This window comes from Marinibacterium sp. SX1 (genome assembly GCF_050389775.1).
Classification (GTDB): Bacteria; Pseudomonadota; Alphaproteobacteria; order Rhodobacterales; family Rhodobacteraceae; genus Marinibacterium.
Genome location: NZ_CP177144.1, coordinates 4,534,630 through 4,546,358, shown reverse-complemented (window position 1 = coordinate 4,546,358; position 11,729 = coordinate 4,534,630). Strand labels below are relative to the sequence as shown.

The window sequence follows — 11,729 nt, the reverse complement described above, 5'->3', positions numbered from 1 at the left end:
TGGCCTTGGCTGGTCCGGCCCTGTCAGTCGGTCTTGGGTCGCTCGGCGTTATTCCGTGTGTGCGAGGAACTCAGCCCCATTCGGGCGCTCTTCCCAAGTGCTCAGCCTCGATCGGTCAGGGCCGGATGGGCCAGGGCCAGGCGCAGGACGGTGTCGACCTGGTCGCTCATGGGCAGCCCGCCCGACAGCACTAGCTCCTGGTCGATCCAGCCGCACTCCGAAACATCGTCGTCGGGCTCTGGCAAGCCCGCCTCGTAGCGGCAGAGCACGGCGGCCAGCAGGAAGTGCACGCCGGAAAACTCCGCCCCGACGGCTCCGGGCGGACTGTCCGGGCCGGGCAGGATGACGTCGATATTGGTCAGGTAGGCCAGCGGCCGGGCCACCACGCCGGTTTCCTCGCGCAGCTCGCGGGCGGCGGCCATCAGCGCGGTTTCACCGGCCTCGACATGGCCGCCGGGATACCCCCACAGCCCCGCATCGGGCGCCTTGCGCCGGCGGGCCAGCAGCACCTGGCCATCCCGGACCACAACGGCAATCGCCCCGAGCAGCGGGCGCGGGGCGCTCATGGCCGGCCCCGGGCGGGCGGGGCATCGGGGGCAGGGGGAAACCCGGGGCTCACGCCGCGCTCATCCCGCCTGGCATCCGCGGATGTCGACGGCATGGCTTTCGCCCAGCACGGTCAGGCGCAGGGCCTTGCGGTCGATGGCCATGGCTCCGCCCTCGCTGTGCATCAGCTCGCTGGTCGCGGTCAGCACGTTGCCCGACCGGCTGGTCTGGGCCTCTGACGCCCAGATCCGCGGATTGCCCGGTTCGATGACGGCAACCTCCCGCCCGCCGGCCGGGGGCATGGTGATCCGTGCGGTCAGGCGCAACCCGTCGGGCGTGGGCGCCAGGGTGCAGGCCACGGCGGTCACCCCGGCTTCGGCGGCCGAATAGGGCCGGTTGGCCAGGGCCGCCGAGATCGCCGCATGGCGCGGGGCATCCGGGTCGAGCAACAGGTCAAAGCCCAGCTGTTGGGGAATGCAGACATCGTGGCAGACGCCCAGGTCGACAACCCCGCGCAGGCGGATCGGCTGGCCCGCCACCCGGGGGGTCAGCTCGACCGGCAGCACGACGCTGTCCTTGTAGCCGATCGAGCGCATGCCCGATTGTTCAAAGGCCACGGGCGAGGGCCAGGTGATGGCCACGGCCTGCAGGTTGTCGGACCCGCCCCAGTCAAAGACCGGGGGGATGCCCGCGTCGCCGGGGCTGCGCCAGTAGGTCTTCCAGCCCGGGGCCATGGTCAGGCGCAGGCCGGCCAGCTGGGTGCCCCGGGCGGTGGTGCCGCCGTCGAGGATGTCCAGCCGGATGTAATCGTTGATCGTGCCGGCCGCGGCCCGGCCGGGCAGCAGGGCCGGGGGCAGGGCGAGGCCAAGGGCCATGGCGGCGGCCAGGGCCAGCGCGCCACGGCGGGTCGGCCCGGCGGTCCGGCGGAAGGGGCGAAGCGTGATCATGCCGACATAGGTGGACGCTTGGCGGGCAATTGCCAAGTCACGAAGCGGTAAAGGGCGATGACATGGCGATGACGGGGCGATGACGGGGCGGTGGAGGGCCCGTGTTCGGGCCCATGTTCCGGGCGGTGCAGGGCTGTTCGGGCCGGATCGGGGCGGTGTCGGGCGGATCGGGGCCGGCGCGGCGCGACAGGGTTGCGCCGGGGCGCGGCGGTCGCCATTCTGGGAACGGGCGCCGCGATGTCCGTGGCGCGCCACATCGGCCGGACGAAGACGGCCGCAAGGAGGTCATGGATCTTACCGGCCAATTACTGATCGCCATGCCCGGCATGGGAGATCCGCGTTTCGAGCATTCGGTCGTCTTCCTGTGCAGCCACGGGGACGACGGGGCCATGGGCCTGATCATCAACAAGCCGGCCCGCGACGTGCGGCTGAAGGACCTGTTCAGCCAGCTCGACATCGCCCCGGCCTCGGATGAGGTCGACGCCCCGGTGTTCTACGGCGGGCCGGTCGAAAGCGCCCGGGGCTTCGTGCTGCACACCCCCGATTACACCTCGCGGCTGCATACGATGGACGTGGTCGGGGGCTTTGCCATGACGGCCACGCTGGACGTGCTCGAAGACATCGCCCGGGGCGCCGGGCCGGGCCGGTCGCTGATGATGCTGGGGTATGCCGGCTGGGGGCCGGGGCAGCTGGAAGGCGAGATTGCCATGAACGGCTGGCTGACCACCGAGGCCCTGCCCGGGCTGGTGTTCGACCTGCCCGAGGGCGAGAAATGGGCGGCCAGCCTGAAACAGCTGGGGGTCGATCCGCTCAGCCTGTCGGCCAGCGCCGGGCGGGCCTGAACCGGGCTGATCGGGGTTGATCGGGCGTTGGGGCGTGCGATCTTGCGGATCTTGCGGATCTTGCGGATCTTGCGGATCTTGCGAGGCCGGGCGGGGTGATCCGGCGAAACGACAGTCACGAAGATGCCCGTCGGCCGCGCGTCCGACCGAAAGGTCGGGCAAGGGCCGCGCGCCGGTGTCTCGCCTCTGGTCCCGTTCCGCCCGCGCGGCGCGGCGGGTGCCGGCGCCCGGTGGCGACGGGGGCGGGCTCAGCCGTCGCGCGGGGCTGCGGCCCGTTGCAGCCGGTCGTTCAGCGCGGCGCCCAGGCCGGTCTGCGGGATCGGCGCCACGGCAATCGGCCGGCCGGTGGCATCCAGCTGGTGCAGGTGGTCGAACAGCCGGGCCGCGGCCTCGACGGGATCGCCCGAGGGCGACAGTGACAGGTCCCCGGCCACCGGCCCGAAGCCCAGCAATATCTCGCCCGGCCGGGCCTCGGTGGCATTCAGCCGGACCGCCGCCCGCGGCGCGTAATGTGACAGCAACTGGCCCGGCGCGCTGGGGCGGTCGGGGTCTTCGGCGGCGGGCTGCGGGCGCAGCACCGGCCGGCCCAGCAGGGCTTCGACCGGTTCGACGGCCAGCCCGCCGGGGCGCAGCAGCACCGGCGCGCCCTCGGCATCTTCGGCCAGGATCGTCGATTCCACGCCCACGCCACAGGCCCCGCCATCCAGCACGCCGGCAATCCGGCCATCCAGCCCCTGCAGCACGTGGTCGGCCCGGGTCGGGCTGATCCGGCCCGAGGGATTGGCCGACGGCGCGGCGACCGGCCCGTCAAAGGCCCGCAACAGCCGGCGGGCCACGTCGCCGGCGGGCATGCGCAGGGCCAGGGTGGGCAGGCCGGCGGTGACCAGCGAGGCAATGCCATGGCCGGGCGCCAGGGGCAGCACCAGGGTCAGCGGGCCGGGCCAGAAGGCCTCGGCCAGGCGCCGGGCCTGGTCGGACCAGGTCACCAGCCGTTCGGCCGCGGCCATGTCGGCCACGTGCACGATCAGCGGGTTGAAGGACGGCCGGCCCTTGGCCGCATAGATCCCGGCCACGGCCCCGGCCTGGCGGGCATCGGCGCCCAGCCCGTAGACCGTTTCGGTGGGGAAGGCCACGCTGTCGCCCCGGGCCAGCAGCTCGGCCGCACGGGCGATGCCCGGGCCGTCGGGTGACAGCCGTTCGGTGCGCCGGGGGGCGTCCTTGCCACCCTCGCCACCGCCGTTGCCGCCATTGCCGGGCGGGGTCCCGTCGCTGTCGCCGTATCTGTCCATGACGCCGCGTTTGCCGGCCGCTTCGCCCGGCCCTACTTGGAATACCTGAGGTTTCGCTCCATACCTGTTGAAACACAAGGTGCCAAGCCCGGCCGAAGCGCCCGCCACCCGGAGGAGTCCATGACCTATCGCGCCCCCGTTTCCGATATCCGTTTCCTGCTCGATCACGTCGTAGGCTATGATCAGGTTGCCGCCACCGAGCGCTTTGCCGAGGCCGATGCCGACGTGGCCGCGGCCATCCTGACCGAAGCCGGCAAGCTCTGCGACGAGGTCATGGCTCCGCTGCAACGCAATGGCGACCTTGAACCGGCGCGGCTGGAAAACGGTGTCGTGCGCACGTCGCCGGGCTTTGCCGAAGGCTGGGCGGCCATTGCCGAGGGCGGCTGGGTCGGCATGTCGGGCGATCAGGATTACGGCGGGATGGGCCTGCCGATGACCCTGGCCGCGGCGGTCAACGACATGATGTCGGGGGCCTGCCTGTCGCTGCAGCTGGCCCCGCTGATGACCCAGGGCCAGATCGAGGCGCTGGAACACCATGCCTCGGATGCGCTCAAGGAGCTCTACCTGCCCAAGCTGATCTCGGGCGAATGGACCGGCACGATGAACCTGACCGAACCGCAGGCCGGGTCGGATGTCGGCGCGCTGGCGTCGAAGGCCGAGCCCAATGGCGACGGGACCTATGCCATCACCGGCCAGAAGATCTTCATCTCCTGGGGCGACAACGATTTCACCGGCAATGTCTGCCACCTGGTGCTCGCCCGGCTGCCCGACGGCGTGCCGGGGACCAAGGGCATCTCGCTGTTCCTGGTGCCGAAATACCTGCCCGACGAGGCCGGCAACCCGGGCAAGGCCAACAGCCTGAAAGTGGTCAGCCTGGAACACAAGCTGGGCCTGCACGGCTCGCCGACCTGCGTGATGCAGTACGACGGGGCAACGGGATGGCTGGTCGGGCCGGAACATGGCGGCATGGCGGCGATGTTCACGATGATGAACAACGCCCGGCTGGGCGTGGGCTGCCAGGGGATCGGCGCGGCCGAAGGGGCCTATCAGCATGCCCTGGCCTTTGCGCTGGAGCGCAAGCAGGGCAAGACCGCCGGGGCCGAGACGGGCACGATCATCGAACATGCCGACGTCCGGCGGATGGTCATGACGATGAAGGCCGAGATCTTCACCGCCCGGGCCATCGCCCTGGCCTGTGCCGTGGCCATCGACATGGGCAATGCCAGCGATGACGCCGAATGGAAATCCCGGGCGGCGCTGCTGACGCCCATCGCCAAGGCCTTTGGCACCGATATCGGCAACGAGGTCAGCCAGATGGGCCTGCAGGTGCATGGCGGCATGGGCGTGATCGAGGAAACCGGGGCGGCGCAATATGCCCGCGACGTGCGGGTGACGGCGATCTACGAAGGCACCAACGGCATCCAGGCCATGGACCTTGTCGCGCGCAAGATGATGGATGGCGGCGATGCGGCAATGCGGCTGATCGACGAGATGCAGGCCCAGGCCGAAAAGGCCCGGGCGACCCTGCCCGAACTGGCCGAGCCGGTCTGGGATGCCACCGAGACCCTGCGCGAAACGACGGAATGGCTGGTCGAGCAATCCGACATGACCGACCGTTTCGCCGGGGCCGTGCCCTACCTGCGCGGCTTTGCCCGGGTGCTGGGCGGCCATTACCACCTGGCCGCCGCCATGGCCGCGCCCGACAGCCCGCGGGCGGCGCTGGCCCGGTTCTACATCGCCCGGCTGCTGCCCGAACATGGCGGCCAGCTGGCCCATGTTCGGGCCGGGGCCGAGGGGCTCTTTGCCCTGGGTGTCGACGACCTGGCGGCCTGAACCCGCCATGCACGGCAAGACCGCCGCAGGCCGGGCGACCCCGGCCGCGGCTCCATCGAGACACCCACAGGCCGGGCACCTGGCCGTGGCTGCACCAAGACCGCCGCGGGCCGGATCACCGGCCGAGGCCCCACCGGACAGACGCCGGGCCATGGCCCGGGCAGAGGCAGGGAGGCCCTGACATGAACCGCCACGCCGAGGCCGCCCTGTTGTCCTATCCCTGGCCCGACCCGCCCGAACGCGGCGCGGCGATCGAGGTGGCCGAGGGCGTGCTGTGGATGCGCCTGCCGCTGCCGATGAAGCTGGACCATGTCAATGTCTACGCGCTGGACGACGGGCCGGACGGCTGGACGGTGATCGACACCGGGTTCGACACCGGCCTCTCGCGCGAGATCTGGCAGGCCCTGATGGCCGGGCCGCTGGGGGGCCGGCCGATCCACCGCGTCGTCCTGACCCATCACCATCCCGACCACGTCGGCCTGGCCGGCTGGCTGGCCCGCGACCATGGCGCGCAGATCGTGACCACGCGCACGGCCTACCTGATGGCCCGCATGCTGACGCTGGACGAACAGCAGACCCTGCCCGACGAAACCCTGGCCTTCTACCGGGCGGCGGGCATGCGCGCCGACCTGCTGGAAAAGCGCGGCCACGAGAAACCGTTCAACTTTGCCGATGTCGTCGCCCCGCTGCCGCTGGGCTACACGCGCATCCGCCAGGATGACAGCCTGGTCATGGGCGGGCGCCGCTGGGACATCCATGTCGGCAACGGCCATGCGCCCGAACATGCAACCTTCTGGAGTCGCGACGACAATCTCGTGCTGGCCGGCGACCAGATCCTGCCGTCGATCAGCCCCAACATCGGGGTCTACGTGACCGAGCCGATGGCCGATCCGGTGGGCGACTGGCTGGAGGCCTGCGAACGGCTGCAGGCCCTGGCCCGGCGCGATCACCTGGTCCTGGGCGGCCACAAGCTGCCGTTCACCGGGCTGGAAACCCGCATGCGCCAGCTGATCAACAACCACCACGGCGCGCTCAAGCGGCTGATGGGCCACCTGGACGAGCCGCGCACGGCGGCCGAATGTTTCCTGCCGCTGTTCCGGCGCGAGATCGGTGAAGGCGAATACGGCCTGGCCCTGGTCGAGGCGCTGGCCCATGTCAGCCATCTTTACCAGGAAGGCCGGGCGACCCGCCGGATGGATGCCGACGGGGCCTGGCGGTTCCAGGCCGCCGGCTGAGCCCGGGCGGGTCAGGCGCGCTGCGCTGTGCCGAGGCGGGCCGGGCGCGGTTTGCCGGGGCGGGGCGGGCGCCGTTGACCGGGGCAGGTCGGGTGCCGTTGGCCGGGGCCGTGTCGGGCCCGGTTGGTCGGAATATGTCGGGTGCCGTTGGCCGAAGCGGGTCGGGGACGGTTGGCCGGAGCGGATCCGACGCGGTAGGCGGGGGCGTGTCGGGCAGGTTGTCCCGGAGCATGTCGGGCGCGGTTGGCAGGAGCATATGTGGCACGGTTGGCAGGGGCACATCTGGCGCGATGTGTCGGGGCGAAACCACCCCGGCACCCCGCAGGCCCGATCCTGCGGCAGCCATGCGACGCAGGGGCGCGGATACGACTTGCGCAGAATTGCCATCGTGACACGCGCCGTTCTATCCTTTAATCGCAGATGGAACCGATTGCGAGGAGAGCCGACCCATGGCCGAACACAAGCTTGGAAGCATGGATATCGACGTCCAGGAAAAGACCTTTGACGGGTTCATGACCTTCGTCAGCAAGTCCGTCATCTTCATCCTGGTCCTGCTGGTCCTGATGGCCATCTTCCTGATCTGACAGGTCTTCCGCCCGTGCGTAACCTTCTGTGCTGCGCGGCCATGCTTGCCGCGCTGACCGCCTGTACGGCCCTTGCGCCCTATGCCAGCGACGAGGACATCGCCGCCGTGGCCTTTCGCGGGGACGGGCCGAAATCGGTCAAGCTGATGACCGTGATCAACTCCAGCTCGGGCTCGGGCGCCCATTCGGCCCTGCTGATCGACGGGCCGCAACGGGTGATCTTTGACCCGGCCGGGTCGTTCGAATACGGGCTGATCCCCGAACGCAACGATGTGCTGTTCGGCATCTCGCCGCGGTTCGAACAAGCCTACAAGAGCTCGCATGCCAGCGAGAAACGCTACATCCAGATCCAGACCATCCCGCTGACCGATGCCCAGGCCGCGGCGGCTTACCAGGCGGCGGTGAACTGGGGCGCCTCGCCGGCGGCGCATTGCACCTCGGCCACGTCGGGCGTGCTGAAATCCATCCCCGGCCTCGAATCGATCCAGAGCACCTGGTATCCGCGCAAGCTGGCCGAACAGGTCGCCCGTCTGCCCGGCGTGACCGAGGAAATCTATTCCGAGGGCGACAGCGCGTCGCTGGAGGAAGCCGTCGACGCGCTGGATGCCGAGCTAAAACAGCAGCGCTGGAACAATTAGGGTCAGCGCACCGGCCAGCACGGCGGGCAGCACCTGGCGGGTGAGGTAGCCCACGGCAAAGGTCACCGCGGCGGCGGCCAGCTTCATCGGATCGGGCTCGCCGCCATTGGCCTTCGGCCAGATGACCAGCGGCGTGACCAGCGCCGGCAGGATGGCCACGGCCGTGTAGCGCAGCAGGCGCAGCAGCCAGCGCGGCAGGGGCCGGTCTCCGACGAATCCCAGGAACAGGAACCGCAGGCCAAAGCTGCCCACGGCCAGCCCGATGATCACCGTCCAGAGCACGGCGTCGGTCATGGTCTGGGTGCCGGTCATATCGTCTGCCCCGTGCGTTTCTCGATCCAGGTTTCCACCAGCGCGCCGGCCGACATGCCGGCGATCCCCGCGATGATCAGGCCGAGGTTGTGCGGCACGCCGGCGGCCAGGATGGCCACGGTCACCGACACGCCGGCCGCCGCGATATGGGCCGGGGTGCGCAGCATCGGCGCGGTGATGGCGATAAAGGCGATGGGCATAGCGAAATCCAGCGACCAGCTTTCGGGGATGGCCGTGCCCAGTAGGGCGCCGATGATCGTCATCGCGCACCACAGCGGGGCGATGATCACGTTGGTGCCGAAGAAATAGGCCCATTTCTCCGACAGGCTCCGCTCGGGGTGGTTCTCGAACTCGACGATCGACAGGGCATAGGACTGGTCGACGATGAAGAAGGCGCCAAGCGCGCGTTTCCACATCGGCGCCCCGCCCAGGTGGGGTGTCAGCGCGGCCGAATACATCGCGCAGCGCAGGTTCACGGCCAGGGCCGAGACCAGGACGATCAGCGTCGGCGCATGTTCCTGCATCAGGGTCATCGCGGTGAACTGGGCGGCACCGGCAAAGACCGACAGCGAGAAGGTGAAGGTCTCGATCAGGTGCAGGCCGGCCTCGCTGGCCACGACGCCGAACAGCAGGCCGAAGGGCCCGGCGACGAAGATGAACGGCAGGCTGTCGCGCGTCCCTCGCCACAAGGCGCGATTGGTGGTGGAGGATGTCATGGTGAAACTCTAGACTGTGCCAGACAGGGGTAACGACGAAACCGGGGGGTTGCAATTGGGCAGGCAGGACGAGATTTCCGATTTTCTGATCGCACCGGACCCGCGGGCGCCGGGCCTGACCCGGGCGGTCAGCGGGGTCGACCAGGCCGGTGCGGCCGTCGAGATCCCCGTGGTCGAGGAACGGCCGCTGACGATCTACCTCAATCGCCAGGAGATCGTGACGGCCATGACGATCGGCGATTACCCCGAATACCTGGCCCTGGGCTTTCTCAGGAACCAGGGCATGCTGCGCGACGATGACGTGATCACGGGCGTCGATTACGACGACGAGATCGAAACCGTCGTGGTGCGGACCGAGCGCCAGACGGGCTATGAAGACAAGCTGCAGAAGAAGACCCGGACCAGCGGTTGCGCCGTGGGCACGGTCTTTGGCGACATGATGGAAGGGCTCGAAGGCGTGACCCTGCCGGCGGTCCAGGTGCGGACGTCCTGGCTTTATGCCCTGGCGGCCCGGATCAACCGCACGCCCTCGCTCTACCTCGAGGCCGGGGCGATCCATGGCACGGTGCTGTGCTGCGAGGACCGCCCGCTGGTCTACATGGAAGACGTCGGCCGCCACAATGCCGTCGACAAGATCGCCGGCTGGATGCTGAAACACGGGGTCGGGGCCGAGGACAAGATCCTGTACACCACCGGGCGGCTGACCTCGGAAATGGTGATCAAGACGGCGATGATGGGCATTCCGGTGCTGGCCTCGCGCTCGGGCTTCACGGCCTGGGGCGTCGAGATCGCCCGCGATGTCGGGCTGACGGTGATCGGGCGAATGCGCGGCCAGCGGTTTGTTTGCCTGGCCGGCGAGGACCGGCTGCTGCGCGATGTCGATCCGGCCAGCGTGCCCGACGAAGGCCGCGGCCACCGGCGCAAGAGCGCGGGCGACGATGCGCCGGGCGCGCGCGTCGGCCGTGACGGCGGCGATGCCAGGGGTGGCGATGCCCCGGACCGTGATGGCGGTGATGCCCCGGTAAGCGACGGCGGCGATGCGGCGGGCCGCGTTGGCCGCGATCCGTCAGATCGCAACGGCGGCGAGGCCTTGAGCGGCAATGGCGGCAACGGGCCGGATCGCAACGCCGGAGACATCGCGAACAGCGATGGCGACGGGACCCGGGGCGGGGACGGCCACGCATGAGCGTCGGGCTGCTTCTCGGCCTGCTGCTGGGCCTGGCCTTCCTGTGCTGGGCCGGCTCGCTGGCGCTGTTCTGGATGGTCTTCCGGTCCTGGCAATACCTGGTGGATGCCATGTCGCGCTGCCCGGCCCCGGTGCTGCGGCGGATCGGCTGGCCGGTGTTGTCGCCCTTCGACGAGGGCGCCGAGGCCACCCTGCCGCGCAGCCGGTCGATGGCCCTGCAGGCGCGGGTGTTCATCTTTGACCTGCCCGGCGACTGCCCGGAGGATGCCCTGCGCCTGGCCCGGCGGTTCCGCCGTGCGGTGCTGGCCCTGACCGTGCTGCTCTGCGCGCTGACCGTCGTGGTGACCCGGCTTGAACCGGGGCTGCTGGGGGCGGGCCGGGTGTTCTTTGCCGTGCTGCTGGGCTGGGGGCTGTTGCACCTGGCGCTGCTGTGGCGCTGGCGGCTCTGGCCCGGCCAGCAACGGGAGGCCGCCGGGGCATGAACGCACCATTGGGCGTGATCCTGGCCGGCGGGCTGTCCCGCCGGATGGGCGGTGGCGACAAGGGCCTGCTGGAGCTCGGCGGCCGGCCGATCCTGGGCCATGTGATCGACCGGCTGGGCCCGCAGACCGCCGGGCTGGCGCTGAATGCCAATGGCGATGCCGGCCGGTTCGGGGAATGGGGCCTGCCGGTGGTGGCCGACACGATCGAGGGCTTTGCCGGGCCTCTGGCCGGGGTGCTGGCCGGGCTGGACTGGGCCGCGGGGCAGGGGGCCGATTGCATCGTCACCGCCGCGGCCGACACGCCGTTCTTCCCGCGCGACCTCGTCGCCCGCTTGTGCGCGGCCGCCTCGGAGCAGACGGTGCCGCTGGTGCTGGCCGCGACGCCCGATCCCGAGCGGGGCACGATCCGCCACCCGACCTTTGGCCTGTGGCCCGTGGCCCTGCGCGACGACCTGCGCGCGGCGCTGCAAGGCGGCCTGCGCAAGGTCGTGCTGTGGACCGATGCCCATGGCGGGCGGCTGGCCCGGTTCGACGACGGCCCGCCCGACCCGTTCTTCAACGTCAACACGCCCGAGGACCTCGCCATGGCCCGGGCGCTCATGGAGAGTGCCACATGAGGGTTTTCGGGGTGGTCGGCTGGAAGAACGCCGGCAAGACCGGGCTGATGGAACGGCTGGTGACCGAGATCACCGGCCGGGGGATCACCGTGTCGACGGTCAAGCATGCCCATCATACCTTTGATGTCGATCACCCGGGCAAGGACAGCCACAGGCACCGGTCGGCCGGGGCGTCGGAAGTGCTGCTGTCGTCGCGCAACCGGGTGGCCATCATGCAGGAGCTGCGCGATGCGCCCGAGCCGCCGCTGGCCGAATTGCTGGCACGGCTGAAGCCCGTCGACCTGATCCTGATCGAAGGCTACAAGCGCGACGACCATCCCAAGGTCGAGGCGCACCGGTCGGTGACCGGCAATGCGCTGATCGCGCCGGGCGATGCGACGATCCGGGCGGTGGCCTCGGACGTGCCCCTGCAGCTGGACCGGCCGGTCTTTGACCTGGACGACACCGCGGCGATTGCCGATTTCATCCTGGCCGAGGTGGGGCTTTGACCCCGGCGGGTTTC

The 11,729-nt window shown here is 70.2% G+C and carries 13 protein-coding genes and 1 pseudogene; 9 read left to right on the top strand and 5 right to left on the bottom strand.

Features of this window, described 5'->3' with window-relative positions; all coding sequences use genetic code 11:
- Nucleotides 1–101 precede the first annotated feature (101 nt).
- Nucleotides 102–566 carry an NUDIX hydrolase gene (locus ACK3BB_RS20545; RefSeq protein WP_428926504.1) on the bottom strand — a complete coding sequence of 155 codons (465 nt, stop codon included), beginning with the start codon at nucleotides 564–566 and terminating at the stop codon, nucleotides 102–104.
- 60 nt (nucleotides 567–626) lie between these two features.
- The gene (locus ACK3BB_RS20540) at nucleotides 627–1,493 is read right to left on the bottom strand and encodes a protein-disulfide reductase DsbD domain-containing protein (RefSeq protein WP_428926503.1); all 867 of its coding nucleotides are present in this window, start codon (nucleotides 1,491–1,493) and stop codon (nucleotides 627–629) included.
- 287 nt (nucleotides 1,494–1,780) lie between these two features.
- Between ACK3BB_RS20540 and ACK3BB_RS20535 the strand changes: the two genes are divergently transcribed.
- Nucleotides 1,781–2,335, top strand: a complete 555-nt coding sequence (locus ACK3BB_RS20535; RefSeq protein ID WP_428926502.1) for a YqgE/AlgH family protein — start codon at nucleotides 1,781–1,783, stop codon at nucleotides 2,333–2,335.
- A gap of 248 nt (nucleotides 2,336–2,583) precedes the next feature.
- Here the strand turns inward: ACK3BB_RS20535 and ACK3BB_RS20530 are convergent, their stop codons facing one another.
- Nucleotides 2,584–3,624 carry an L-threonylcarbamoyladenylate synthase gene (locus ACK3BB_RS20530; RefSeq protein WP_428926501.1) on the bottom strand — a complete coding sequence of 347 codons (1,041 nt, stop codon included), beginning with the start codon at nucleotides 3,622–3,624 and terminating at the stop codon, nucleotides 2,584–2,586.
- Nucleotides 3,625–3,744: 120 nt separating this feature from the next.
- On the opposite strand from ACK3BB_RS20530, the gene ACK3BB_RS20525 reads away from it, so the two are divergent.
- The 4 genes from ACK3BB_RS20525 (at nucleotide 3,745) to ACK3BB_RS20510 (ending at nucleotide 7,914) form a co-directional block, all read left to right on the top strand.
- Entirely contained in the window at nucleotides 3,745–5,457 is a 1,713-nt protein-coding gene (locus tag ACK3BB_RS20525; RefSeq protein WP_428926500.1) for an acyl-CoA dehydrogenase, read from the top strand.
- A gap of 182 nt (nucleotides 5,458–5,639) precedes the next feature.
- A complete protein-coding gene (locus tag ACK3BB_RS20520; protein WP_428926499.1) occupies nucleotides 5,640–6,692 on the top strand; it encodes an MBL fold metallo-hydrolase in 1,053 nt (350 codons plus the stop codon).
- A gap of 449 nt (nucleotides 6,693–7,141) precedes the next feature.
- Entirely contained in the window at nucleotides 7,142–7,276 is a 135-nt protein-coding gene (locus tag ACK3BB_RS20515; protein ID WP_428926498.1) for an aa3-type cytochrome c oxidase subunit IV, read from the top strand.
- 14 nt (nucleotides 7,277–7,290) lie between these two features.
- A complete protein-coding gene (locus ACK3BB_RS20510; protein WP_428926497.1) occupies nucleotides 7,291–7,914 on the top strand; it encodes a hypothetical protein in 624 nt (207 codons plus the stop codon).
- Here ACK3BB_RS20510 and ACK3BB_RS20505 read toward each other — a convergent pair.
- Nucleotides 7,888–8,226 (bottom strand): AzlD domain-containing protein, encoded by a 339-nt coding sequence (locus ACK3BB_RS20505; protein WP_428926496.1) that lies wholly within the window; start codon nucleotides 8,224–8,226, stop codon nucleotides 7,888–7,890. The two genes, ACK3BB_RS20510 and ACK3BB_RS20505, sit on opposite strands and share 27 nt — an antisense overlap.
- Nucleotides 8,223–8,942, bottom strand: coding sequence for an AzlC family ABC transporter permease (locus ACK3BB_RS20500; RefSeq protein ID WP_428926495.1), 720 nt, complete (start codon nucleotides 8,940–8,942; stop codon nucleotides 8,223–8,225). Before ACK3BB_RS20500 ends, ACK3BB_RS20505 begins: the two co-directional genes overlap by 4 nt.
- A 55-nt stretch (nucleotides 8,943–8,997) precedes the next feature.
- On the opposite strand from ACK3BB_RS20500, the pseudogene ACK3BB_RS20495 reads away from it, so the two are divergent.
- The 4 genes and pseudogenes from ACK3BB_RS20495 to mobB all read left to right on the top strand — a co-directional run.
- A pseudogene (locus tag ACK3BB_RS20495) lies at nucleotides 8,998–9,873 on the top strand (formate dehydrogenase accessory sulfurtransferase FdhD); the annotation flags it as partial.
- A 251-nt stretch (nucleotides 9,874–10,124) separates the two neighbouring features.
- Nucleotides 10,125–10,610 (top strand): hypothetical protein, encoded by a 486-nt coding sequence (locus ACK3BB_RS20490; protein ID WP_428926494.1) that lies wholly within the window; start codon nucleotides 10,125–10,127, stop codon nucleotides 10,608–10,610.
- Nucleotides 10,607–11,227 (top strand): molybdenum cofactor guanylyltransferase MobA, encoded by a 621-nt coding sequence (mobA, locus tag ACK3BB_RS20485; RefSeq protein WP_428926493.1) that lies wholly within the window; start codon nucleotides 10,607–10,609, stop codon nucleotides 11,225–11,227. The genes ACK3BB_RS20490 and mobA overlap by 4 nt, the downstream gene beginning before the upstream one ends.
- Nucleotides 11,224–11,715, top strand: a complete 492-nt coding sequence (mobB, locus tag ACK3BB_RS20480) for a molybdopterin-guanine dinucleotide biosynthesis protein B (protein WP_428926492.1) — start codon at nucleotides 11,224–11,226, stop codon at nucleotides 11,713–11,715. The genes mobA and mobB overlap by 4 nt, the downstream gene beginning before the upstream one ends.
- The last annotated feature ends 14 nt before the right edge of the window (nucleotides 11,716–11,729 follow it).